The sequence below is a fragment of the Amycolatopsis sp. NPDC104775 genome (genome assembly GCF_055583325.1).
Window position 1 is genome coordinate 1 of sequence record NZ_JBVJOE010000015.1, and the last position, 24576, is coordinate 24576.

22 protein-coding genes are annotated in these 24576 nt (G+C 69.3%); 11 read left to right on the forward strand and 11 right to left on the reverse strand.

Going from position 1 to position 24576, the window contains the following annotated elements:
• Positions 1-1129: 1129 nt before the first annotated feature.
• Together ACZ63D_RS39835 and ACZ63D_RS39840 are read left to right on the forward strand one after the other, a co-directional pair.
• Positions 1130-1825 carry a LysM peptidoglycan-binding domain-containing protein gene (locus ACZ63D_RS39835; RefSeq protein ID WP_465359508.1) on the forward strand — a complete coding sequence of 232 codons (696 nt, stop codon included), beginning with the start codon at positions 1130-1132 and terminating at the stop codon, positions 1823-1825.
• A gap of 392 nt (positions 1826-2217) precedes the next feature.
• A complete protein-coding gene (locus ACZ63D_RS39840; protein ID WP_465359509.1) occupies positions 2218-2916 on the forward strand; it encodes an SGNH/GDSL hydrolase family protein in 699 nt (232 codons plus the stop codon).
• On the opposite strand, the gene ACZ63D_RS39845 is transcribed toward ACZ63D_RS39840, so the two are convergent.
• The gene (locus ACZ63D_RS39845; RefSeq protein WP_465359510.1) at positions 2913-3728 is read right to left on the reverse strand and encodes a helix-turn-helix transcriptional regulator; all 816 of its coding nucleotides are present in this window, start codon (positions 3726-3728) and stop codon (positions 2913-2915) included. The two genes, ACZ63D_RS39840 and ACZ63D_RS39845, sit on opposite strands and share 4 nt — an antisense overlap.
• A 78-nt stretch (positions 3729-3806) precedes the next feature.
• On the opposite strand from ACZ63D_RS39845, the gene ACZ63D_RS39850 reads away from it, so the two are divergent.
• The 7 genes from ACZ63D_RS39850 (at position 3807) to ACZ63D_RS39880 (ending at position 9597) form a co-directional block, all read left to right on the forward strand.
• Positions 3807-4547, forward strand: a complete 741-nt coding sequence (locus tag ACZ63D_RS39850) for an SDR family NAD(P)-dependent oxidoreductase (RefSeq protein WP_465359511.1) — start codon at positions 3807-3809, stop codon at positions 4545-4547.
• A gap of 25 nt (positions 4548-4572) precedes the next feature.
• The gene (locus tag ACZ63D_RS39855) at positions 4573-5313 is read left to right on the forward strand and encodes an SDR family NAD(P)-dependent oxidoreductase (protein ID WP_465359512.1); all 741 of its coding nucleotides are present in this window, start codon (positions 4573-4575) and stop codon (positions 5311-5313) included.
• 59 nt (positions 5314-5372) lie between these two features.
• Entirely contained in the window at positions 5373-6041 is a 669-nt protein-coding gene (locus ACZ63D_RS39860; RefSeq protein ID WP_465359513.1) for a M23 family metallopeptidase, read from the forward strand.
• Positions 6042-6114: 73 nt separating this feature from the next.
• Entirely contained in the window at positions 6115-7062 is a 948-nt protein-coding gene (locus tag ACZ63D_RS39865; RefSeq protein WP_465359514.1) for a cation diffusion facilitator family transporter, read from the forward strand.
• Between the two features lie 69 nt (positions 7063-7131).
• Entirely contained in the window at positions 7132-7479 is a 348-nt protein-coding gene (locus tag ACZ63D_RS39870; protein WP_465359515.1) for a BlaI/MecI/CopY family transcriptional regulator, read from the forward strand.
• Positions 7476-8375 (forward strand): M56 family metallopeptidase, encoded by a 900-nt coding sequence (locus tag ACZ63D_RS39875; protein ID WP_465359516.1) that lies wholly within the window; start codon positions 7476-7478, stop codon positions 8373-8375. Before ACZ63D_RS39870 ends, ACZ63D_RS39875 begins: the two co-directional genes overlap by 4 nt.
• 49 nt (positions 8376-8424) lie before the next feature.
• On the forward strand, positions 8425-9597 hold the full coding sequence (locus ACZ63D_RS39880; protein ID WP_465359517.1) for a L,D-transpeptidase: 1173 nt from the start codon (positions 8425-8427) through the stop codon (positions 9595-9597).
• A 43-nt stretch (positions 9598-9640) separates the two neighbouring features.
• Here the strand turns inward: ACZ63D_RS39880 and sbnA are convergent, their stop codons facing one another.
• The 6 genes from sbnA to ACZ63D_RS39910 form a co-directional block, all read right to left on the reverse strand.
• The gene (sbnA, locus tag ACZ63D_RS39885; RefSeq protein WP_465359518.1) at positions 9641-10615 is read right to left on the reverse strand and encodes a 2,3-diaminopropionate biosynthesis protein SbnA; all 975 of its coding nucleotides are present in this window, start codon (positions 10613-10615) and stop codon (positions 9641-9643) included.
• A gap of 41 nt (positions 10616-10656) precedes the next feature.
• A complete protein-coding gene (sbnB, locus tag ACZ63D_RS39890; RefSeq protein WP_465359519.1) occupies positions 10657-11724 on the reverse strand; it encodes a 2,3-diaminopropionate biosynthesis protein SbnB in 1068 nt (355 codons plus the stop codon).
• Positions 11721-12734, reverse strand: coding sequence for a TauD/TfdA family dioxygenase (locus ACZ63D_RS39895; protein ID WP_465359520.1), 1014 nt, complete (start codon positions 12732-12734; stop codon positions 11721-11723). The genes sbnB and ACZ63D_RS39895 overlap by 4 nt, the downstream gene beginning before the upstream one ends.
• A gap of 43 nt (positions 12735-12777) precedes the next feature.
• Positions 12778-15249 carry a non-ribosomal peptide synthetase gene (locus ACZ63D_RS39900; protein ID WP_465359521.1) on the reverse strand — a complete coding sequence of 824 codons (2472 nt, stop codon included), beginning with the start codon at positions 15247-15249 and terminating at the stop codon, positions 12778-12780.
• Between the two features lie 32 nt (positions 15250-15281).
• On the reverse strand, positions 15282-17783 hold the full coding sequence (locus ACZ63D_RS39905) for a Pls/PosA family non-ribosomal peptide synthetase (RefSeq protein WP_465359522.1): 2502 nt from the start codon (positions 17781-17783) through the stop codon (positions 15282-15284).
• Between the two features lie 1963 nt (positions 17784-19746).
• A complete protein-coding gene (locus ACZ63D_RS39910; protein WP_465359523.1) occupies positions 19747-20334 on the reverse strand; it encodes a nitroreductase family protein in 588 nt (195 codons plus the stop codon).
• 73 nt (positions 20335-20407) lie between these two features.
• Between ACZ63D_RS39910 and ACZ63D_RS39915 the strand changes: the two genes are divergently transcribed.
• Complete coding sequence (locus ACZ63D_RS39915) at positions 20408-20530, forward strand: hypothetical protein (protein WP_465359524.1); 123 nt, start codon at positions 20408-20410, stop codon at positions 20528-20530.
• A 257-nt stretch (positions 20531-20787) separates the two neighbouring features.
• Here the strand turns inward: ACZ63D_RS39915 and ACZ63D_RS39920 are convergent, their stop codons facing one another.
• Complete coding sequence (locus ACZ63D_RS39920; RefSeq protein ID WP_465359525.1) at positions 20788-21171, reverse strand: histone-like nucleoid-structuring protein Lsr2; 384 nt, start codon at positions 21169-21171, stop codon at positions 20788-20790.
• 336 nt (positions 21172-21507) lie between these two features.
• Positions 21508-21873 carry a VOC family protein gene (locus tag ACZ63D_RS39925; RefSeq protein ID WP_465359526.1) on the reverse strand — a complete coding sequence of 122 codons (366 nt, stop codon included), beginning with the start codon at positions 21871-21873 and terminating at the stop codon, positions 21508-21510.
• 72 nt (positions 21874-21945) lie between these two features.
• Here ACZ63D_RS39925 and ACZ63D_RS39930 point away from each other — a divergent pair, with 72 nt between their 5' ends.
• Positions 21946-22137 (forward strand): DUF2795 domain-containing protein, encoded by a 192-nt coding sequence (locus tag ACZ63D_RS39930; RefSeq protein ID WP_465359527.1) that lies wholly within the window; start codon positions 21946-21948, stop codon positions 22135-22137.
• Between the two features lie 132 nt (positions 22138-22269).
• Here ACZ63D_RS39930 and ACZ63D_RS39935 read toward each other — a convergent pair whose 3' ends face one another.
• Together ACZ63D_RS39935 and ACZ63D_RS39940 are read right to left on the reverse strand one after the other, a co-directional pair.
• Entirely contained in the window at positions 22270-22707 is a 438-nt protein-coding gene (locus tag ACZ63D_RS39935) for a TIGR03618 family F420-dependent PPOX class oxidoreductase (protein ID WP_465359528.1), read from the reverse strand.
• A gap of 86 nt (positions 22708-22793) precedes the next feature.
• Positions 22794-24575 (reverse strand): complex I subunit 5 family protein, encoded by a 1782-nt coding sequence (locus ACZ63D_RS39940; protein WP_465359529.1) that lies wholly within the window; start codon positions 24573-24575, stop codon positions 22794-22796.
• Between the last annotated feature and the right edge of the window lies 1 nt (position 24576).

A 24576-nucleotide genomic window follows, 5' to 3' on the forward strand; every position in this document is an offset into this window, starting at 1 on the left:
GGTGGTTCGTCGGTGGGGCTTCTGTTCCCGGTTGCTCTTTTTCTGGTGGGGGGGGGGGGGGGGAAAAAAAAAAAGGAAGGAGAAGGGGGGGGGGGGGGGGGGGGGGGGGCCCCCCCCCCCCCCCCCCCCCCCCCCCGGCCGGCCTCACTGGAATACCGCGGGGCACAGCGTAGCGCAGCCGGATCCGCCCGGACGGCGCTTCGCCCGGCGGTGCCCCGGGCCCGGCTGCGGAAAGGAAAGAATCAGCCGGGATGAGGCAAGGCAATGCGCCGGGAGAGTGAACGCGGCGATTTCGCGGAGTTCGCCGAACTGGGCCGAACGACTCAAACGGCGGCAGTGTTCGCGGTCGCGCGAAACGGATCGTGAATATTCACGTTGCGTTTCCGGCGTGTGAATCGGGCCGCGAGTCCGCACCGTGAGATGTTTTCGGGAGGATGACCGGCAGGATTCCGCGCTATGTCGGCTGAGGGAAATATCGGGACGCCCGGGTGATTTCTGGTCTTTTCGCCGTCGGAGTCCGGTCGCGGATGCGGTTTCCGCTGAGGACGGGGAACGGGCCGCGGTTTCGGCGCCCCCGAAGGGCGGAGCGTGGTCCAGACCATGCCAGTGGTCTGGACCGCTGGTCCACTGGTTCAGACCACCGGGGGCAGAGGGGCGGCCGCGGGTGCGTCCGGGGGAGCGGGGCCTGGTCCAGCGGGACGCCCCGGCGGCCGGATGTCGCGCTCCGGGTGTGTCGGGAAGCAGTGTTTATCCCGGCCGTAACCTGCTCAAAGCAGGCAAATAACCAAGGAAATTTACAGGACAAAATTTACCAACGGGCTAGATATGAGCTAATTTGATGCTGCCCTCGAGCTAAAATCGTTGCAGTTGAGCTGTGATTTACTAACCAAGTAGCTCGGACAGAGCATGACACACTGTCGCCTGACTGCTACGCCCCGAGGCGATCTGTGGTCGATGCCACTGCCTCTGTACACCTGCTGTTTCCGTTTCGTAATCTTCTCGCGCTTTCGCGGTGACCTGCGATCTACCCCGAGGATCAGCGACCCGAAGCCGCCGCGAACCGTCGCGGCTCGCGCCCTCCCAGCGCGAGGACGGTCCCGGGGCGTGACAGAGAAGGAGCCCACCCACCGTGGGACGGCACAGCAAACCCAGCAAGACGAAGACGACCCTCCAGCGCACCGGCGCGACCGCGGCCCTCGCGGGAGCCACCCTCGGCGGCATCGGCCTCGCCGGGGCCGGCACGGCCAACGCCTTCCCGGGGCAGGCCGGCATCGTCAAGTGCGAGAGCAGCGGCAACCCGACGGCGGTCAACAACACCGCCGCGGGCCAGCGCGCGGGCCGCCCCGCCGGCCTGTTCCAGATCGTCACGAAGACCTGGCTCGCCAACGGCGGCGGCCAGTTCGCCCCGACGGCCGACAAGGCCACGCCCGCGCAGCAGCAGATCGTCGCGGACCGGATCTACGCGAAGCAGGGCTCGGCCCCGTGGCAGTGCCGCGGCGGCTCCGGCCCGGCGAGCTACGCGGACTTCGGCGGCGACACCTCCGGCGGCTCCGCCGAAGTCGAGGCCGCGGCCGTGAAGCCGAAGGTCGAGGTCAAGGCTGAGGTCAAGTCCGAGACCAAACCCGAGGTCAAGGCCGCGCCGAAGCACGCCGCGCCTGCCTCGAACCCGGACGGCACCTACACCGTCGCCGCCGGCGACACCCTGTCCGGCATCGCGAAGAACCTCAACGTCGACGGCGGCTGGCAGCACCTGCAGCAGCTGAACGCGAAGTACATCCCGGACGCCAACCTGATCCTGGTCGGCCAGAAGATCGCCACGAAGTAACCCGCGCAGGCCCCGGCCGGGACCGCGTCGCTTTCCCCCGGGCGACGCGCCCCGAGCCGGAGGCCGCCGGTGCACGCGCGCGCAAGTGCGCTCGGGCACCGCACGCGCACCCCGGCGGCTGGCGTGCGGGGCGGACGGGCCCGCATCGTGGGAACCCGGGCCGGTCCGCGCCGCACGCCTCGCCGCGAGGGCGGAGAAATCGCGCAAACCCCCTGCTGTTCAGCGAGACAGCGGCGTTTCCACGCGTACGGCCCCGCGTGCGTAGAGTCGGAAACGAACCACGCGCTTGGGCCAGATCCCCGGAACGCGAACCGCCGTTTCGGTCGGCCGCGTTCTAATGGGGGCTGTTCGATGGAATGCAACGAGAGAATCGCCTCGGGCGGGACAGTTCCGTGCTGAAACGGCGTGTTCTCCGGCGACCGCTTGGAATTGCCGTCGGCGCACTGGTTTCCGCTGAGATCGCCTTGTTGCTGGCGTTGTACCGGCAAACCAAGACACATCCGCGGTATTGGGCAGCGCGCGCGGCGGAATCCCCAGCTCCCCGCGCTTTGCGAGTGGTCGCGTTCGGCGATTCGGCAGCGATGGGCATCGGCGCGCGACGGCCGGAGGACAGCCTGGTCGCCCGGATCGGGGCGTACCTCGGCGAGCGCTCCGGACGGCCCGTCCATCTGACGAACCTCTCGACCGGCGGCGGCACCGTCTCGACCGTCTTGGCGCAGCTGCACCGGGCGGATCTGGCCACTGCCGACGCGGTGATCGTGGTGGCGGGGTCCGCCGACGCCATCGCCCGCGTTCCGCTCGACAGGTTTCGGGCAGATGTGCGCGAACTCGTCGAGCGCCTCCCGGCGGACAAGACGATTCTGTCCGACGTGCCGCTGCAACGCGGAAGCAAACCGTATCAACGAGTGCTCGCCAAGATCGCGGACGAAGCGAACGTCGCGCACGCGGACTTCGCCCGCGCGTTCTGGACCGCGCGCCGGTTCGATGTGTTCGCTGCCGACTTCACGCACGTCAACGCGCTCGGCTACCGGATCTGGTTCACGGCTTTCCGGCCGCATCTGGACGCGCTCGCCGAGTTGCTCGACGGCTAACGCCGCACCCGGAGCGGAACGCTCCGCAGCAACGCGAGGGCGTCAGCACTGGGACTGCCTGGCTCGGCTTGATAGACGATCAGCTGCTGCCCGGGCGCGCTCCGCACGTCGAACGCCTGATAGGTCAGCGTCAGCGGGCCGACCGCCGGATGCACGAGATGCTTCGGCTCCCGGGTCTTTCCCCGGATCTGATGGGTCTCCCACAGCTCCCGGAAGTGCGCGCTGCCCTCGCGGAGTTCTTCGACCAGCCCGGGCAGGCCCGGGTCGAGGCCGGCGGCTGCTCGCAGGTTCGCCACGGTGGCTTGGGCGGTCCAGTCCCAGCGGGCGTAGAACTGCGGTCCGGCCGGGTCGAGGAACGTCATTCGCGCCAGGTTGTCCGCGGTGGCGAAGGGGGAGAACAGCGCGTCGGCGAGGGTGTTCGTGGCCAGGACGTCCAGGATGCGGTTGAGCACGAACGCGGGCGCGTGCGGTCGGCCGTCCATGAGCTGCCGCAATTCCGGGCTGACGGTTCGCGGTGCCGGGGCCGGTGCGTCCGGCGGGGCTGCGCCGGCGAGCCGGTAGAGGTGTTCCCGGGCGTCGGGGTCCAGGTCCAGTGCGCGGCTGAGGGCGTCGAGCACCTGCGGCGACGGGTGCGTTTCCCGGCCTTGCTCCAGGCGTGCGTAGTAGTCGACATTGACCCCGGCCAGCACGGCGACTTCTTCCCGGCGCAGGCCCGCGACCTTGCGTCTGCCGGAATAACGCACGTCCGCGTCGTCCGGAGAGCGTTGTGCGCGGCGCGCCCGCAGGAAGTCGCCCAGTTCCGTACTGCCCATGCGATTCAGAGTAGGCGCTGGCTGGGTGGGTGTGGCACGTCCTGTCACCGGGCTCCGCGGCTGCTGAGACTGGGAGCCATGACGAGTGAATTGGCGGGCAAGGTCGCGCTGGTCACCGGGGCCGCGCGCGGGGTCGGTGCGGCGACGGTCGCTTGGCTGCGCGCGCACGGGGCGCAAGTGCTGGCCACGGACATCCGGCCCGAGGTGGAACAGCTCGCTGACAAGGACGGCGTGGCCGTGCTGGTCGGCGATGTGTCCGAAGAGGACGTTGCGGTGCGTTCGGCGGCCTTGGCGCTCGACCGGTTCGGCGGCTTGGACATCCTGGTCGCCAACGCCGGTCGTTCGGTGAACAAGCCGATCACCGAGACCACCGCGGCCGACTGGGACGAGCTGATGGCCATCAACGCCCGCGGCGCGTTTTTGCACGCGCGAGAGGCCTTCCGGGTCATGCGCGACCACGGCGGGGGAGCGATTGTCACGGTCGGCTCGTTCGCTTCCACGGTCGGAATGGCCGAAGCGGCGGCCTACAGCGCGTCCAAGGGCGCACTGGCGCAGTTGACGAAAGTGCTCGCACTGGAAGGCGGTCCGCACGGGATTCGCGCGAATGTCGTTGCGCCGGGCGTGATCGAGACCGACCTGCTGGACACTTTCCGGCCCGACAGCCGCGCGTATCTGCGGTCCTTCGGCGACGCCCACCCGTTGGGCCGCGTCGCGCAGCCCGCGGAAATCGCCGAGGTAATCGGGTTTCTGGCCTCGCCTCGGTCCGCGTTCGTCACCGGAGCCGTGGTCGCCGCGGACGGCGGCTACACCGCGGCCTGACATCATGCGAAACGAAAGGAATGCTATGCGGCTCAACGGAAAGGTCGCGTTGATCACCGGGGCGACCGGTGGCATCGGACAGGCCACGGCGGAACTGTTCGCCCGCGAGGGAGCCAGCCTGGCGGTCACCGACGTGGACCGGGCCGCGGTGGAGGAGCTCGCCCGGCGGCTCGGTCCGGAGGTGCTGGCCGATCGGCTGGACGTGTCCTCGGCGGAAGGCTGGCGCGAGACCGTCGAACGGACCCGGCAGCGGTTCGGCAGGCTCGACGTCCTGGTCAACATCGCGGGGATCGTGGACTGGCCGGGCATCGAGGAGACCGAGCCGGACGCCTGGGACCGGGTGATCGCGGTGAACCAGACCGGGACCTGGCTCGGGATGAAGACCGCGATGCCGCTGCTGCGCGCCTCCGGCAACGGGTCGGTCGTCAACACTTCCTCGGTGCTGGGCCTGGTCGGCAGCGGCGCGGCCGCCGCGTACCAGGCGTCCAAAGGCGCGGTGCGGCTGCTGACCAAGACCGCCGCGGTCGAGTACGCGACTCGCGGCGTGCGGGTCAATTCGGTGCACCCGGGCGTCATCGCCACGCCGATGATCCAGGACCTGCTCGACGAACAGGGCGACCGCCAGCCCGACATCGTCCGCACGCCCATGCGCCGCGCGGGCCGCCCGGCCGAGGTCGCGCGGGCGATGCTTTTCCTGGCCAGCGACGAATCCTCGTTCGTCACCGGAACCGAACTGATCGTGGACGGCGGCCTCACCGCGTATTGACCCCAGCGTCATCTACTATCCACCGTAGTAGATCCGGTCCCGGCGAGAGGAACACCGTGGTGGGTGCCCGCAGAAGGCGTTCGAGCCGGGTTTCCGCCGGTGCGCGCGGCGGGCTCGGCGCGGGGCTCGTCCTCGCCGGTTTCGCGGGCGGCGCCGCCTTCGCCGCGGCGGCGCGGGCGACTCCGGCGGTGCGCACAGCCGAGCTGCCAGGACATGAGGTGCTTCCGGTTTCCGCACGTCCGCCCACGGCGGAGCTGGCGGTGTTGAAGTCCGCGGCCGAGGTGCGCGACGAGCGGCTTGAGCGAGAAAAACGGACGGAGCCCGAAAAGCCCCGTGCGTACGCGCCGGTGACCGGCACGATCACGTCGAACTACGGCTCCCGCTGGGGAACAACCCACTACGGCCTGGACGTCGCGAACTCCATCGGCACCCCGGTCCGGACGCCGCTCGCCGGGACGGTCCTCGAGGCCGGTCCCGCGAGCGGGTTCGGGCTCTGGGTCCGGATTCGGCACGAGGACGGGACCGTCACGGTGTACGGCCACATCAACCGCTTCTCGGTCCGCGCCGGGCAGCGGGTGGCGGCCGGGCAGGTGATCGCCGAGGTGGGCAACCGCGGGCAGTCGACCGGGCCGCATCTGCACTTCGAGGTCTGGGCGGCGGGGGAGCGCAAGACCGATCCGCTGCGCTGGCTGCGCGCGCTCGGCGTGCGGCTCGAACCGGGTGGGTGACCGCGGTGGACGTGCGGCCGGGGCGTGCGCGACAATACATGCACGTTTCACTATATGTCAGGGACGGTGCGGAGTGAGCGAGCACGACACGGGGCATGGCCACGGGCACGGCGTTGCCGCGGGCGCGGACCGGAAGTGGCTGGTCCGCGCGCTGGTGCTGATCGTCGGGTTCATGGCCGTCGAGCTGGTCGTCGGCGTGCTCGCCGGGTCGCTCGCGCTGATCACCGACGCGGGCCACATGCTCACCGACGCCGCGTCGATCGTGCTCGCCCTGGTCGCGATCCGGCTGGCCGCGCGTCCGGCGAGGGGCGGGTTCACCTACGGCCTCAAGCGCGCGGAAATCCTGTCCGCGCAGGCCAACGGGATCACCTTGCTGCTGCTGACCGCGTGGTTCCTCTACGAGGCGGTGACCCGGCTGATCGAGCCGCCGGAGGTCCAGGGCGCGCTGGTGTTCGTCACGGCGCTGGCCGGGATCGTCGTCAACGTCGCGGCGAGCTGGTGCATCAGCCGGGCGAACCGGTCGAGCCTGAACGTCGAGGGCGCGTTCCAGCACATCCTCAACGACCTCTACGCCTTCATCGCGACCGCGGCGGCCGGCGCGATCGTGTGGTGGACCGGCTTCAACCGCGCGGACGCGATCGCCGCGCTCGTGGTCGCCGTGCTGATGGCGAAGGCGGGCTGGGGCCTGGTCCGCGAGTCCGGCCGGATCTTCCTGGAGGCCGCGCCCCCGGGGATCGATCCCGGGACGGTCGGCGAGCAGGTGGCGTCCGTCCCGGACGTGGTGCAGGTCCACGATCTGCACATCTGGCAGATCACCTCGGGCGAGCCTGCGTTGTCCGCGCACGTGCTGGTGCGGCCCGCCGCCGACTGCCACGCGGTGCGCGCCGGGATCGAGGAGATCATGCGGTCCCGCCACCGGCTCGACCACACGACGCTGCAGGTGGACCACGTCGACGAGGACCGGGTGGAGCATTGCGAGCGGTCGCACGGGCCGACGTACCGATTCACTGGACGAGGCTGACTGTGCGGGACAAGGGAACCGCGCACGACCGCGGACGGCGTCGAATGAGTGAGCCCTAGGATGCGGAGCGTGCACGGACTCGGTGAGCTGGAATCGGCGGCGATGGACGTCTTGTGGCGCGCGGGCGAAGCGCGCACGGTCCGCGAAGTGCTGGAGGAACTGAACCGCGACCTGGCCTACACGACGGTTCTCACCGTGCTCGATCACCTGCACCGCAAGGGCTGGGCGGAACGCGAAAAACGCAGCCGCGCCTACTGCTACACGCCAGCGCTCTCGCGAGAAGAAGCCGCGGCTCGCGCGATGCGGAATTTGCTCGCCGACGTCGGCGATCCCGAGGGAGTGCTGCTGCATTTCGCGCGGTCGGCGTCCGAGGGGGAGCGGGAAGCGTTGCGGCGCGGGCTGCGGAAGCGCTCGTGATCGTCTCCGCAGCACTCGCCGCGACCGCAGTGATCGTGGGCTGCTGCGGACCCTGGTTGTTGCGCTGGGTGTTGCGGGCGCGAATGCCCGCGCCGTTGCGTTTCGTGGCGTGGATTCTGTTGCTGGGCGGCATGATCGTCGCCGGGGCCGGTGCGGTGGCGGCGGCGTTCGGGCCGGGGCACGACGTGGCGCGACAGTTTGTCGCGTGGCTTCGGCTCGACAACCTCCGCCATCACGAGGTGCTGCATTTGGACGAGGTGGTCGGGGTGTCCGGCGTGGTTGTCGCAGTGGGGGCCGCCGGGGCGTTCGCGCTGGCGGCGTTCAGGCGGTACCGGCACCAGCTTCGCTTGCACGAACGGCATTTCGCGGAACTGTCGACGGTGTGCCGGGCCAAGGCAGGAGTGTGGTGGCTTCCGCTGGAAGAGACGCTCGCCTACAGCGTCGCGGGCAAGCCCGGGCTCGTCGTGCTCTCCGAAGGGCTCGCGAAGGACCTTTCCGAACCCGAACTCGCGGCGGTGGTCGACCACGAACGGTCCCATCTGCGCGGACGGCACCACCGGCTGGTCGGGTTCGCGCACGCGGTGGCGGCGGCGCTGCCGTTCGTCCCGTTGGCCAGGCGGTCGCCGGAGTTCGTCGCCGCGGCGGTGGAATTGAGCGCGGACGCGGCGGCCCGGCGCCGGCACGGACCGGCGACCGTCAGCGCGGCGTTGGACCGGATGGATCCGGTGCGTTCGGCGGACACCGCACTCAGGCTGGAGCATCTCGCTCGCAGACACGGCACCGCGGCCACCGGCGTTCTGGCTCTCGCAGCGGCGGCGTTGCTCCCGGTGAGCACAGCCGCCGCCCTGATCGTCGCCGGAGCCTGGACGGCGGCTCCCGCCCTGCTCCACGCCTGACCGGTATGACTACTATGTCCGGTAGTAATCGCGAACGGGGGCTGATCAGGTGCTGGGGCGGAAAACGCAGATCGTCGCGGGGATCCTCGCCGGGCTGGCGCTGACGGCGGGGTGCACCGCCGCACCGGATCCCGGTCCCGCCGCCGCGAACGACCAGAAAACGAGCGCCGCGCCGGCGCCCGCGACCCTCGAACTCGGGCCGAAGGACGGTGCGAACGACGTCGCGCCCGGCGAACCCGTCACCGCGACGGCCGGAGGGTCCACGCTCAGCGAGGTCACCCTCGCGGCCGCGGACGGCACCGCGGTTCCTGGCGACCTTGACCCGGCTAAGCAGCACTGGACCGCCAGCAAGCCCCTGGAATACGGCACCAAGTACACGCTCACCGCGCGTTCGGTGGGCGCGGACGGCAATCCGACGACCCGCACGAGCACCTTCACCACCGCGACCGCGAAGGCGCAGGCGTATCCGTCGGTGATCCCGCTCGACGGCGAGACCACCGGTGTCGGCATGCCGATCACGATCAAATTCTCCGCACCGGTCGCGGACAAGGCCGCCGCGGAAAAGATGCTCACCGTCACCTCCGACAAGCCCGCCACCGGAGCGTGGCGCTGGTTCGGCGACGACGAGGTGCACTACCGCACCAAGGAATACTGGCCCGCATACTCCACGATCACGCTCGACATCAAGATCGCCGGCCGCGCGCTCGGCAACGGGGTGTTCGGCAAGGCCGACCGCAAGATCACCTTCAAAACCGGCCCGTCGATCATCTCGAAGGTGTCCGACCACGAAAAGCAGATGCGGACGTACAAGGACGGCCAGCTCGTCCTGACGTCGCCGGTCAGCCTCGGCAAGCCGTCGGCGCGCAGCGTCTCCGGCACCATGCTGATCATGACCGTGCAGTCGCCCTACACCATGGACTCCAGCACGTACGGCGTGCCGACCGACGCGCCGGGCGGCTACCGCACCACGGTCAAGTACGCGCTGCGGCTCACCAACTCGGGCCAGTTCCTGCACTCCGCGCCGTGGTCGGTCCGGCAGCAGGGCCGCACCAACACCTCGCACGGCTGCCTCAACGTCAGCGTCGAGAACGCGAAGTGGTTCTACGAGAACTCCCATCGCGGGGACGTCGTGGTCGTGACCGACACCGGCGTCGACCTCAAACCCGGCGACGGCTGGACCGACTGGCGGTTCAGCTGGGACGAATGGCAGAAGAAGGTCTGACCGCCAGCGGCGCACCGGGCTGCCCGGTGCGCCGCCGCGCGGATCAGACGGATTGCCAGGTCCGCGGCGAGAGCACGTCCTCGCCGTAGATGCCCTGCAGCCAGTTGGTCTGGTAGATCGTGTCGAGGTAGCGCTCGCCGAGGTCCGGGGCGATGGCCACCGCGGTCAGGCGGTGCGCGTCGTGTTCGGACAGCCAGCTGGTGGCCCCGCTGACCACCGTGCCGGTCGAACCGCCGAACAGGAACCCGTTGCGCGCCAGCCGGTGGCACGCCCGGACCGAATCCGGTTCCTCGACCAGGACGATGTCGTCCACATAGGACTCGTCGAGGATCGCCGGGCGCACGCTGGTGCCCAGCCCGGGCAGCATCCGCCGCCCGGCCGGGCCGCCGAAGGTCACCGAGCCGACGCTGTCGATCGCGACAATGCGCACCGGCCGGTGCCACTGCCGGAAGAACCGCGCGCAGCCCATCAGGGTGCCCGTGGTGCCCGCGCCGACGAACAACACGTCGAGATTCGGGAACGCGGCGGCGATTTCCGGCCCGGTGCGGTGGAAATGCGCTCCCCAGTTGTCCGGATTGGTGTACTGGTTGAGCCACACGTAGCGCTCGTCGGAGGCGCACAGCATGCGCACGTGGCCGATGCGCGCCCCGAGGAAACCGCTTTCCGGATCGGGTTCGGTGATGATGTGCACCTCGTTGCCGAGTGCTTCGATGGCGCGGCGCGTCGCCAGGTTGCAGCGGGAATCGGTGACGCACAGGAACTTGTACCCCCGGCTGGCCGCGATCATGCTCAGCGCGACGCCGAGGTTGCCCGAAGAGGACTCGACGATGATCGAGCCCGGCCGCAGGACGCCGTCGCGCTCGGCGGCGTCGACCATTTCGGTGGCGGCTTTCAGCTTGATGGAGCCGGCGAAATTGAAACCCTCGCATTTGAGGTAGAGCGAATAGCCGAAACTCCAGCGGAGGTCGACATACAGCGCGTCCTCGTTGAAAGCTTCGGGAACGGTGATGACTCGCACAGTGTTCTCCTAGTCAGGCAAAGCTCAGTGGCGGACGGTGCTCAGCCATACCGGCGCAGTTCGTGGAAGAAGTCCTCGATGACGTGCAGTCCGCCGGCGTCGGACACTCTCTCGTGGACGAAGGCCCCGACCGCGAGGTCGAGGACGCCGAGCCCGAACGGGGAGAAGATCAGCGGCCGGTCGGCGGGCGGGCTGACCCGGCCGGACAGCACGTCGTCCAGGGTGCCGAGCAGGAAGTCCCGGCTGCCGGTGCGCTGTTCGACGAGATGCGGCGAGGTGTTGGCCTTGAGGCAGTGGTCGACGTCGTCGACGATGTTCGCCGACGCCAGCAGGATTTCCGGCGCCAGGTCGCGCAGGGAAACGTGCAGCACCAGCGGATTGTGCGAGAACCACGAGGGATCGTGCACGTGCGGTTCGCCGGCGATGGTGGCGAAGACCACCAGCTCGCTGTCGCGGATCAGGCCTTCGGCCGTTTCGTGCACGCTGATCTCGCCGCCGAACCCGGACTGCTCGAGGTAGCCGCGGAAGCCGGCGGCGCTGTCCGGGTGCAGGTCGTGCACGTTGATTTCGTCGAACTCCCAGCCGGTTCCGGCGAGGAAGGTGTGGATGTAGCGGGCGATCAGGCCGACGCCGAAGAACCCGACGCGGCGGGGGCGGCTGCGGGTCCGGCTCAGCCAGTCCGCGGCGAGCGCGGCGGAGGCGGCCGTCCTGGTCGCGCTGATGATGGAGCTTTCCAGGCAGGCGAACGGATACCCGGTCGCGAGGTCGTTCAGGATCAGCACCGCCGAGGCCCGCGGGATCCCGGCGGCCACGTTGCCCGGGAAGCTGGAGATCCACTTGAGGCCCGCGACGTTGGTCTTCCCGCCGAGCGAGGCGGGCAGGGCGATGATCCGGTCGGCCGGGCGGTCCGGGAAGCGCAGGAAATAGGAGGGCGGGTTGACCGAGTCGCCCGAGCCGTGCACCCGGTAGGCGGTTTCGACGAGGTCGACGACCTCCCGTTCGCGCCCGGCCAGCGCCTGCTGGACCTGGGCGCCGGAGATCACCGCGAACGGCGGCACGGCGACCGGTTCGGCGGGCGCGGACCCGGCGGCGGAAGCTTGCGTGGTCACTGGGTTTCCCCCTCGGAAGAAAGCGAGCAGTCGGAAAGCCGGACCGGGTCGGCGAGCCCCACGAGCACCTCGCGCGGACCCTCGTAGGCGTCCCGGCTGTGCGCGGTCCGGACGTTGTCCACCAGCAGCAGGTCGCCCGCCTGCCACGGTTCGCGGACGGTGTGGTCCTCGTACACCTCGTTCAGCAGCTGCACGACGTCCTCGCCGATCGGGTCGCCGTTGCCGAAGCGGGTGTTGAACGGGAGCCCGTCCGCCCCGTAGATGTCCACCAGGTACTCGTGCACCTCGGGGGCCATCGTCCATTCGTTGAGGAAGGCGATCTGGTTGAACCAGCACCGCTGCCCGGTGACCGGATGCCCGACGATCGCGTGGCGGCGCTGGCGCGTGCGCAGTCCGCCGTCGGGCTGCCATTCGAACTCGATCCGGTTGGCGCGGCAGTAGTTCTCGATCGCGCCGCGGTCCTCGGTGCCGAACGCCTCGGCGACCGACGCCCCTATCTCGTCGTTGAAACTGCGGGTGAGCAGCCAGCCGTCGCGTTCGAACCGCGCGCGCAGGTCGGCGGGCAGCGAGGCCAGCACGGCGGTGGAATCGCTGACCCCGGTGACCCCGCCCGAATCCGGCGGGCTGACGCAGGCGAACAGCAGCAGGCCGGGGAATTCCAGCGTGTAGCTGAGTTCGTGGTGCATGCACATCGGCTGGTTCGGCGGCCATTCCGTGGAGGAGTGCACCCCGCCGGGATAGGCGGTGCGGGGCGCGAAGGCCTCCCGCTCGGTCGTCAGCAGGTCGGTCAGCCTCCCGAACACGGCCGCGACCGCGGCCCGGTCGGCGAGCCCGAGACCGCGGACGAGCACCGCGCCGTATTCGGCGACGAGTCTTCGCACCGTCTCCCGGTGCGTGCTCGCCCAGCCCGCCGGGTCGCCGCCCGCCTCGGCCCGCAGCACCGCGGGCAGCCCGGGACAGAAATCCGGCTCGGGCGGGGACGTCTTCGGCAGGGATTTGGACAACGACATCGTGGAATCCTTTCGATTTCCGCGGTTCACGAGGTTCACGGGTTCAGGAGCCGGACCGGCTGTCGATCAGCGCGGCCAGGTCGGCGAGGACCGGATGGCGGGCGACGTCCTTGATGGAGACCGCGCGGTCGAGCGCGATCGCCAGTTTCACCGCGGACAGCGAGGTTCCGCCGCGGTCGAAGAAGTGGTCCTGGCGGCCGACCTGGCCGGGCCGGACGCCGAGCACCTGCGCCCAGACCTCGGCGAGCCGCAGTTCGGTGCCGGTGACCGGTTCGGCGTAGTCCTCTTCCGCGGCGTCGAGTTCGGCGGCGAGCGCGGTGAGGTTCTTCTTGTCGATCTTCCCGTTGGCGGTCAGCGGAAGCTGCTCCCGCCAGTGGAACGCCGAGGGCAGCATGTACTCCGGCAGCGCGGCGCCGAGGTGCTCCCGCATCTGCTCGTGGTCCAGGCGTTCCTCGCTGGAGTAGAACGCGATCAGCCGCTTGCTCTGCCCGCCGCGGTCGGCCACGACCACCGCGCCGTCGCGGACGCCCGGCACCCGCAGCAGCGTGTTCTCGATTTCGCCGATCTCGATCCGGAAACCGCGGATTTTGACCTGCGAATCGCGCCTGCCGAGGAACTCCAGCTTGCCCTCCGGAAGCCAGCGGCCGTGGTCGCCGCTGCGGTAGAGCCGGGAGTCCGGCCGGTGCGGGTCGGTGGTGAACGCCCGCGCGGTGCGCTCCGGATCGTTGACATAACCGCGGCCCACGCACACCCCGGAGAACACGATCTCGCCCGGCGCGCCGAGCGGGACCGGATCGAGCCGCTCGTCGACGACGTACACGCGCACGTTCTGCACCGGCGGCCCGAGCGGCACCCGCTCCCGCGTCGGCGCGCGGTCCATCACCTCGTGGTTGGTGTCGTCCGAGGTTTCGGTGAGCCCGTAGGCGTTGACCAGCTTGACGTCCGGCATCGTGGCGAACCAGCGCTGCGCCAGTTCGGTCTTGAGCGCCTCGCCGGTCACCGAAACGCAGCGCAGCTCCGGCAGCGCGACCGGGTTCTTGTCCACCGCGGACAGCACGACCTCGAGGTAGGAGGGCACGACCTGCAGCACCGAAACCCCGCCGCGGCCGAGCTTGGCCACGAACCGGTCGGCGTCCAGGATCACGTCCTGCTCGATCAAGAGCGTCGTCCCGCCGACCAGCAGCGCGGAAACCAGCTGCCACAGGGAGATGTCGAAGCACTGCGGCGCGACCTGCGCGACCACCGAATCCTCGGTGACGCCCAGATCGTGGATCTTGGCGTAGAGATGGTTGACCATCCCGGCGTGCTCGCACATCGCGCCCTTCGGCTCCCCGGTGGAGCCCGAGGTGAAGTAGATGTAGGCGAGCTGGTCCGAGTCGACGGCGATATCGAGATCGTCTTCGGAGTGGTCTTCCTCGTACGCGGCGTCCACGAACACCGTGCGCACGCCGGGAAGGGATTCGACCGCCTTGCGCAACGTGGCGGTGCTGCCCGCTTCGGTCAGCACCAATTCGCAGTCGGCCCGGCGCAGCGTGGTCGCGATGCGGTCGGTCGGGAAATGCGGCTCGATGGGCAGGTAGACGCCGCCCGCCTTGAACACGGCGAGCACGGCGGCCATCCAGTCCAGATTGCGTTCGGTCACCACCGCGACGACGCCTTCGCGGCGCAGCCCGCGCGCCACCAGCGCCCGTGCCAGGCGATTGGCGCGCCCGTTGAGCTCCCGGTAGGTCCACTGCCGGTCGCCGTGCACCGCGGCGATCGCGTCCGGATTCCGGGCGACGCTGCGCTGGAACAGCTCGTGGCAGCGCAGATCCGGGACTTCGACGTGCGGTCCGGCGAGCCCTTCCAGCTGCAGCTTGAGTTCCGCCGCGGACAGCAGCGTCGTTTCGCGGTGCGAGGCGGAGACGTCGGCGCGGATCTGCGCGAGCGCGCTCAGGTGGTAGCCGAGGATGCGTTCGGCTGCTTCGGAATCGAGCACCTCGGTGCGGAAGCGCAGCCGGAGCGTCTCCAGATCCGGGGAAACGTCCAGCCGCAGCACGGTGTCCGCGGCGAGGTCCCCGGCGGTGCCGGTCGGGTCGAAGACCGTCTCGAACGGCGGCTCGGCGAGGCCGAGTTCGGCGCGCAGCTCGTCGACCGGGAAATCCCGGAAGGCCAGGGTCTGCGCGTCGACTCGCGCGGTGGCCTCGATCAGCTCGCGCCAGGTCTCCGGCTCGGTGCTGAGCCGGCAGGGCAGCGGCGCACCGTCCGGTTCGGCGACGTAGCCGGTGCACACCTCGGTTTCGCCCGACAGCGCGGCGAGCACCTTGGCGTGCGCGGCGAGCAGCACCGAGCTCAGCGGCACACGCAGCTGCTCGGCCAGCAGCCGCAGCGCGGCCGCGCTCCCGCGGGGGACCGGCGTTTCGTGGTCGCCGATCGCTGAGCCTTTCTCCAGCGTCCAGCGGGGGACGCTGGTGTGGCCGCCGGCGGTGAGTACCTCGCGCCAATGCTCGCGAACCGCGCCCAGTCCGGTTCTCATGGATTGTCCTTCCCGTGAGTTTCGGTGGTCCGTCACGATTTCGCCGCCAGCTGACGGCGGCCCGCCCGGACTTCGTGCGCGGGGTTTCCGCCCCAGTGCGCGTGGTCCGGAACTTCAGTGCCCTTCATGAGGAAGGAATCGGGAGCGAGCGACGAGCCGTCGCCCATCGTCACGCCGTAATGCACCAGTGCGCCGACGCCGACCGTGCACCCGCTGCCGATCGAGATGCGGTCCATCTTGAAACCGCCGTCCTCCTGCGAATGGCACTGGATGACCGAACCGACGTTGAGGGTGACGTCGTCTCCCAGGCGCACCAACGTTTTCTCGATGACGCCCGCGCCGTCGTCGAACAGGCGCTTGCCGACCTTGACGCCCAGCAGCCGCCACAGCACGCTCTTGAACGGAGTCCCGTCGAGCGTGCGCAGATGCGCGTTCGTCGCGGCGGTTTTCCAGAACCGTTCCTGCCGCCAGAACCGCCGGTCGTAGATCGAGCACGACACCGGGCGCAGCGGCCGGACGAACACCGTGATCCGTTCCAGCGCGACGAAGAAAGCGATGCCGTAGAGCAGGAAAACCGCGGTGTCGATCGCGAACAGCGGGGCGCCGATCCAGTCGTAGTAGACGTCCGAGGCCCAGGTCAGCAGGAGCAGGCCGTAGAAGAACAACCACTGCGCCACGGAGTACAGCAGCATGCCGCCGACGTTGTGCCGGGTTTTGGCGGCGAGCCTGCGCCGGAATTCCTCCGGCGTCTTCGGATGATCGAACTGGCTGTCGCGCTCCACCGAGCGCGGGATCTCGAAACTGGGGGAGCCGAGCAGGCCGACGCCCTCGCGCACCGGGCCGTCGAGCGGGACCAGGACCTTGGTCGCCAGCAGGCAGTTGTCCCCGGTTCTGGCTCCGGCGGGGTAGACGACGTGGTTGCCGAGGAAGTTCCGCGCCCCGACGCGCACCCGGGAAAGCCGGAACGAGGTGCTGGTGTACTCGGCGTTGACCACCGAGAGCCCGTCGGCGACCATCGTGCCCGCGCCGGCCTCGAAGAGGTACGGGTTCTCGTATTTCTCCTCCAGCCCGAAATTGGACCCGGTCTGTTCTTCCTTGGAGACCTTGCAGCCCAGCGCGCGCAGGTAGTGCACGATGGCCGAGCTGTCGCCGAACAGGGTCTTGAAAAACCGCGGGTTGGTGAGCACGCGGATGGCGCGGTGCGCGGTGTAGCGGAAGGTGTAGAGCTGGTAGACCTCGCCGGGTTTGAGCGCCAGGTTCAGCAGGCGCGGCACCAGGGTGACGATCAGGAACCCGGTGAGGCGGAGGCCGAAATACAGGATGAAGGAGACGACAAGCGCCTTCCAGTAGAACTGCGGTTCGGTGAAGTCGAGGACGGCCGAGCCGAGCCCCAGCGCCGGGCTGAGGTTCGGCAGCGTGGTCAGCATGAAGCCGAGCAGGCCGAGCACCGCCGGGGCCAGCAGGAAGATCGCGGTGAGCACCTGGCGCACGGCGAAGAACGCCCGCCGGAAACTGCCGCAGGCCCGCGGTTCGACCCGCCGGTAGCGCACGTCCGCGGGGACGGCCGGGACGCCGTGCCAGCTCTGCCCGTCCGGGACGGCTTGCCCGGCGTGCAGGGACGAGGCGTGCCCGAGCTGGGAGTTCTCGCCGAGCCGGGTTTCGATGTCGAGGACGGACATCTCGCCGACGTAGGCGTGCGCGCCGATCGCGACCGGTCCGGTCCGGATCACCCCGTCCTGCGCGCGATAGGTGGTGAAGTAGGTGTCCTTGCAGATCACCGTGCCTTCCCCGACGGTGAGCAGATCGGTGCACACCGGGACGAAGCGCGAGAAAATCGTGACGCCTTTGCCGATCTTCGCGCCGAGTGCACGCAGGTATAGCGAGTACAGCGGGGAGCCGACGAACAACGGGACCAGCAGGTTCCGCTGGACGAGCGTTTTGACCACCCAGAACCGGACGTAGCCGAGGCTCCACACGCGGATCTCGCGCGGCTTCCAGCGGCCGACGAGGAGCCATTTGAGCGCGATCGGAAGGGTGCACAGAATCACCAGCACGAGGGCTCCGAAGCCGACCGCGCGCAGGTAGTAGCCGAGCAGGCCGGTAGCGGTGACGATCCAGCCGGTTCCCAAGCCGAGCACCTGGGCCACGAGAAAGGAATAGGACAGGAAGACCAGCGCCTGCAGGATTCCGCAGCCGAGGTATTCGAATCGGCTCGCCTTCCTCGCCGGCTCCGGTTCCTCGGGTGCGGGTTCCTCGGCCGGGGCCGGTTCGGTCTCGGCCAAAGCGGAGACGAGCCGGGCGATGGTCGGATTCCGGTAAATGTCCTTGATGGAGACGCTGGGAAGATCGGCACGCTTGCGCACTCGCGCGCAGAACTGTGCCATCACGAGCGAGTTCGCCCCGAGATCGGCGAAGAAGTCGCTGTCGACCGACACGTTTTCCTGCCCGGTGACGTCGGCCATCACCTGGGCGAATGCTTCTTCGGTGTCGGGTGCCGGACCGGGGCGGGCGGTCGGGTACTCGGTGAGATCCATATGGCTAATCATCGGTGGATGTAACGCCGACGTAACCTACGGACGTCGGTGTTGACAATTTCGTGACCTGTTCGATGCGAGTCCCGGTTGACAAATACGGCACGGTTCTCGATTGAGGTCTAGACCACGTAAAGAACCATTAATCTGGCAAAGAGGACCAATGCCGTGAATGGTCTTTGTTTTTCCACCGCCCGTGGCGCCTTTCGACGGATCCGGGACGTCCTGGCCGGGGCTTCCGGCGAAGTCTGATCGTCGTCGGGCATTTACCGCAGGCCGATCCTCCGCACGGCCGAGGTTACCAGGAATTCCCCTCTTCCGGGGCCGGAATTCCCCGGTTGGCGGATGCCGAACTGCTCCGCTGGGGTGAAATTCGTGGCAGGACGAGTGGCGCGAAGTCGCTGTGCGGAGCGGAGTCTGATCGCGGTCCGTCCCGCGCGGCCCGCTGCGGCGAGGACGTCAAGGTTCCTTGGTCCTCGAATTCGGGGACATTGCGCATCATTCCGGAATATGCAAGTACTGCTTCCCGGGATTAATGGTGCTTTCGTGGGAATCGTCGTTTTGTCCCCGAGTTGGGCCATCGAGGCGAACTGTGCGGCAGACGGCTGGGGCGGTTGCGCTGTTCGGCCGGATGGATGTTGCTCCGCCGGTGTTTTAGGCGGGTGCTGACGGGAACTCTCACGCGGGCTTTCCCGGGTGGAAACGGCTGGGGAGGGCGTTTCCGCCTCCCGCGGCCCGCCTCAGTGCCGGGGGCGGGATTGGAATTATGTCGCTTCTCGCGGCTTTCCGGCAGTCTTGAAATATTTTCGTGTTGTTTCGGAGTTCCCGGATCCGGCGGGGGTCCCGGGATGCGGCTGCGGTGGTGAGGTCCGATGCTGTGCTCGCGTCCGCGATTGCCGGGCCGCAGCTCGGGTGTGTCGCGGGGAGGCCACGCCGGGCGGATGTGTTGCCCTGAGACCGGGCGCTGTCGCCGCTGCCGAGGCGTCGGCGACCGGATCAATCTGGGGAGCTGCCGGGCGGACAATGAGCCAATTCAGCCAAACTGGCCTTGACACCGAGGACGGCATCCCGCTGGGCGCTGGGGGAAGCGTATGGAAGGTGCCAAGGGGCGAGGATTCGGTGAACACGGAGAAATGAGGCCCACCAGCGACGCCCGGTGCGTGACTATCCTCCCGTGCCGTGCCGTGCCGTGCCGTGCCGTGCCGTGCCGTGCCGTGCCGTGCCGTGCCGTGCCGTGCCGTGCCGTGCCGTGCCGTGCCGTGCCGTGCTTGGCGGGCCGAGTCGAGCGGGCCGAGCCGGGCCAAGCTGAGCGGGCCGAGCCAGGCCGAGCGGGCCGAGCCGGGCTGGGCGGGCCGAGCGGGCCAAGCCGAGTCGAGCGGGGCCGAGCGGCCGAGCCGGGCCGAGTTGAGTTGAGCGTGGCGGGCTCGGCTCGGCCCGGCTGAGCCGAGCCGGGGCGGGGCGGGGCGGGGTCGAGCCGAGCTGCCACGGGTCGAGCGGGCCGACCGAGCCGACCAATCCGGCCGCGGTCGTGCGGTGGAACACCGACAAGACGTATCCGGGCGAACTGCTCGACGCGGGCGTGCCGACGGTGCCGGTCGAGATCGTGCCGCTGGGGGAGAAGCCGCGCTGAGCGTGGCGGGCTGGGCGTAGCGGGCCGCGATGAGCCGAGCGGCGATGAGTCGAGACGCGATGAGCCGAGCGTGGCGGGCCGAGCGGGGCAAAGCTGGGTCGAGCGTGGCGGGCCGAGCCTCGTCGCATGCTCGGCGTACGAGACGGGCCAGCCCGGGCGCACGCTCCATGCGCGTAAACGGCCCAGCCCAGCGTGGCGGGGTCAGCCCGAGCCGCGTCCAGCGGCGCGGCACCCGAGCGGTTCCGTGAACTCGACCCGGCGGCATGTGCCAGCGGGGTCAAACCGACCGGCGGTCGCAGTTGGCTCGGCGGATCCGGCGCAGCGTGGCTCGGCGGCCTACCACTGTCCGTAATGGACAGTCTCGCTCTCCGGCTTTCTCCGCCGCGTAGCCGGGGAAGCGCCGGCGGAGACCTTGGTGTCGGCGTCGTGGCCGATGGCGATCGCGCCGATCGGCTCGTGGCTGTCGGGCACTCCGAATTCGGCGCGCAGATTCGCGAAATCCTCCCGGCCGATGCCGAAATACACCGCGCCGAGCCCTTCGTCGACCACGGTCTGCAGGATCAGCAGGACCGCCATCCCGGTGTCGATGTACCAGAACGGCACCGGCCAGTGGTCTTCGCTGCGGTCGGTCCAGCCCTTGTCCGGCTGGGCGTAGCGGTCGAGGTAGACGTCCTTCACCGAAAACGGGATCACGATCACCGGCGCGGCCTTGAGGGAGTCGTCCAGCGTCCACGAGCTGAGAGTGTCGGCGAACCGCCGGACGTCGTCGCCCTGCAGCACCAGGAACGCTTGGCCCTGCGAAAATCCCGCCGACGGCCCGCGCAGCGCGTTGTGCATGATCCGGCGGATGCTGTCCTCGGACACCGGTTCGTCGGTGAATTTGCGCACCATGCGCCTGCGCCGCACGACTTCCTGGAATTCCATCGCCGCCCCCTGGAGGAAGTTTTCGGGTCACTCTAGCGGGTTTTCCCGGCTGGTGGCCCGGCTGCCTCGCGAGATGATCCCAGGAGAACCGGGGGAAGTCACGGTCAAGAAGGCGCAGCCGTCGTCGCGCGCAACCTGGCGCGAGGTCGTCGACCACACGGGCCAGGCCATCCGCACGCGGGAGGCCAAGGCGTGACGACTATGCCCGACGGCGTCAGGGACGAAGACGGCACCCGCTCGGCCGTGCCAAACGGACGAGGAGCACGCGGCCGGGGCCAGGTTGCCGTAGTGCGATGTATCCGCCAATCGGCGGAGAAACCCCGGTGGAGCCGAAACCCCGCCGACGCTGAAAGTCAACGACCTTGAACCTCGGCGGGGTGGAAACCTGGCGCCGCCGAAACTTCACCGGAGAGGAAGCCGGTATTCCCGAAATGATCAACCAGGGCCGGGAGTCTATTTCGCGGCGCGCTTTTTCGCGGTGCGCTTGCGGGGTTTCGGCTCCGGCTTCTGGCTTTCCTCGTAGGCGGCGATCACCTCGCGCGGGATGCGGCCGCGTTCGGCGATGGCCCAGTTGTTGTCCAGGGCCCAGGTGCGGATCGCCTTGGAGCGTTCGCGTTCCTCGGCGGTCGGCGCGGCGGTGGCGCGCACCGTCGTCTTGCGGCCGCCGGTCCGGCGGGCGGCGGCGATGAAGGTCGCCAGTTCCTCGCGCAGGGCGGCGGCGTTTTCGTCGGACAGGTCGATTTCGTACTGGACGCCGTCGAGTCCGAAGGGGACAGTCTGCCCGGCTTCGGATCCGTCGAGGTCGTCGATCATCTCGACGAGGACTTTCTGTGCCATCGCGGCGGCTCCTCCTGGAAACGGGACGTGGTCACCGCAGACCATAACAGGAGTCCACTGTGGCTGGTCGCCGGAGACAATGTGCGGCGGGCCGCACCGGAGAACGGCCGCGCCGCGAGGAGCGGGCCCGGATGGTTTCCGGTCCGGGCCGGATCGCCTCGAGGTATGCGGGCTGTGCCCGTCCGGTCGCGTTTCGTGTGGTGCGACGCCGGGCAGATAAAGGTTTCCCGTCCGCCGGGCTAGTGCGTCGGCAGTGGGACGGAAATGGCGCTGTTTTCCGATTCAGCCCGCACGCCGGGGTAAGTGTGATTCGTTTCCCTGAGGCCGATCACGAGGTTACTGAGGTCCGTAAACCACCACAGTATTGCCCCAAGGATCCCGCGCCACCGCTCGAATCTCGTGCGGTCCCTGTTCCGGTTGCCGCACAATGGTTCCGCCGCCAGCAACCAGCGCGTCCAGTGCGGCGGCCACGTCGGGCACCTTGAACGACGCGGCCGGGACGCCGTCGGTGACGTCTTCCTCCGGACCGGCGAGGGCGAGGGTCGTTCCGCCCGCGTCGAGGGCGGCGTACCGGTCTCCGTCGACGAATTTCTCGGGCAAGCCGAAGACCGCGGCGTAGAACCGGACGGCGGAGGCGACGTCGGCGACCGGGTGCAGGACGTTCCCGATCTTGGCCGGGGAGGGCTCGGGGGAGTCGTTCACCAGTCGAGCGTAACCCGCATTGAACGGCGGCTGGGCGGGTATGCGGGGGAGGAACCCGAGGAAGGGAGCGCCATGTCTGACGTCCGTGAATACCTGACGGAAGTCGAATACCCGTGCGAGCGCGGCGAACTCCTCCGCCGGGCGGCCGCGAAAGGCGCGGGCGACGACGTGATCGGCCATCTCGGCAAGCTGCCCGAGCAGCGCTACGAGAACGTAGAGGCGGTGCACCGGCTGCTCGGGGAGGACATCGACCCGCATTCGTGAGGTCAGCGGGGCAACCGACGGCTGGGGCGGCCAGGCGGGTCGCCTCAGGGCGCAATTTGGTGAAGCCTCCGTGCGCATGCACGGTTCGGCGGGCAGCACGTTTCCCTCGTATGCCCGCCGGTAGCCGGGACCTCAGTCGGCGACGCCCTTCTTCTGGTCGATGAACGTCTGCCGCTCCGGCGTCACCTGCAGGATGACGCGTTCGGATTTGATCGCTTCGGGCGGATAATCCCCGCCGGTGTATTTGCGGGCGAGTTCGTCGACCTGCAGCCGCGCGCGTTCGCCGGTCTCGACGCCGGTCACATGGCCGCGGACCTCCGCGTAGCGGTAGGGATCCTGCTCGTCGCGGATCAGGACGGTGATCCGGTCGTCGCGGACGACGTTGCGGTACTTCACCCGGTGGGTCTCGGTGTTGAGCACGATCCTGCCGTTCTCGACGTGCACCCAGATCATCTGCGTCTGCAGCCGTCCGCTCGGCAGCACGGTGGTGACCGCGGCGAAGTTCTTGCCGGTGGCCAGCTCTTCGGTCTCGGGCAGCAGTTTCGGGCCGTCTGCGGTGCGGGCGGACACGGCGACTCCTCACGCTCGGGTTCACGGGCCGCCCTGCGGGTTGCCCGGTTGCCCGGCGGGTAAACCCACAGAGGCCAGAGCAGAGGTCAGAGCCAGGTCAGCCCGGCGAGGACGGCGACGCCCGCGAGCAGCCAGGCCACGTAGTCGCCGACCTGTCCGGAGTGTGCGCGATGCAGGACGGTGAGGGCCTCGTGCACCGGTTTCGGGGTCCGGTGCCGCGACCACAGCGCGAAGGCCGTCGCGCCGAGGGCGAGGACGACGGTCGCAGCCGCGGACAGCAGGCCGGGTCCGGTCCAGGACAGTTCGGGCGCCGCCGTGGGGAGGGACGCGGGCAGCGTCGGCAGGACATCGTGCAGGTAGCCCGCGCGGTCGACCGCCTGCGCCCCGGCCGCCGCGGCGACGTCGCGCAGCCACGGCACGACCCCGGCGGCCAGCGCGAAAGCGAGCAGGACCACGATGGCCGCGAGCATCGGTGTCGGCGTGCGTTTGATCGGCTGGCCGGTCTCGGGTTCCTCGCCAGAGCCCGACGTCGTATCCGCGGAATCGTCGGAGGGCGGCCTGCCGAGTCCGAAGTAGACCCGCAGCCCGGCGCGCAGCACTGCCGCCGCGGTCAGCGCGGAAACCACCGCGAAGACGGCCATCAGCCACTCCGGGCCCGCGTGTTCGGCGGCGTCTTTGCCCAGGGCGAGGCCGAACGGCGGCAGCCCGGCGAGCGCGGCCGCGGCGATCAGGAACAACGCCGCTTCCGTCCGGGAATGCGTTGCGCGACCGAAGAGATCGTCCTCGTCGACGCTGCCGTAGCGGTTTTTCAGCACCCCGGTCAGCAGGAACAGCGCGCCTTTCGCTCCGGCGTGCCCGAGCACCGAGAGCACGAACGCGGCTGTCGCTTCGCCTCCGGTGGCGGCGAGTCCGCAAAGGAACAGTCCAATGTGGGCGATCGTCGAGTAGGCCAGCAAACGTTTGAGATGCCGCTGGGTGAAGCACAGCACGGCGCCGAGCACCGCGCTGGCGATGCCGGCGGTGAGAAAGATCCGGCTGACGGTGGCGTCGTCGAGCACGGTTCCGAACACGGTGGTGCGGACGCGGAGCACGCCGTAGAGGCCGAGTTCGACCATGACGCCGGAGAACAGCACGCACACCGGCGTCGGAGCGACGGCGTGCGCGTCGGCGAGCCAGAAGTGGAACGGCACGCTCGCGGCTTTGACCAGCAATCCGGTGCACACCAGCACGAACGCGGCGATGACGAGAGCGTCCGCCGGACGGCCGTCCAGCGCGACGCCCAGCTGGGCGAGGCCGAGCTGGCCGCTGCGGGCGTAGAGCAGGCCGATGCCCATCAGCGTGAAGTACGCGCCGAGGGAGTTCACCACGCCGAAGTTCAGCGCGCCCTGCACCGAGTCCGCTTCCTCGATCCGGTACCCGGTCAGGGCGTAGGCGACCCCGCTCATCAGCTCGAAGAACACGAACAGCGTGAACAGGTCGCCGGTGAAGAGGAAGCCGACCATGCCGGTCAGGAAGAGCAGCATCATCGCGTGGTAGCGGGCTTCGACAGCCTCGAAGTAATGCCAGCTGTACAGCAGCGCACACACCATCAGGAACGCGGCCAGCGCGGCGAACGTCGTGTTGAGCCCGTCCGCGACGAGCACGATGCCGACCGAGCGGGTGCCTTCCGGTCCCTGCCTGCCGAGCCAGCTGACCACCCGCTCGTGGTGGGCGGAGGTCAGCAGGACCAGGCACAGCACGCACACCGCCGCCGCGGTCGCCGTAGCTGTGACGTCGACCGCGAGGCGGGGAAGTTTGCCGCCGAGACCGAGCAGCAGGCAGGCGGCGAGCAGCGGGACGGCGATGGCGAGGGCGGGCAGAGTCGTCATG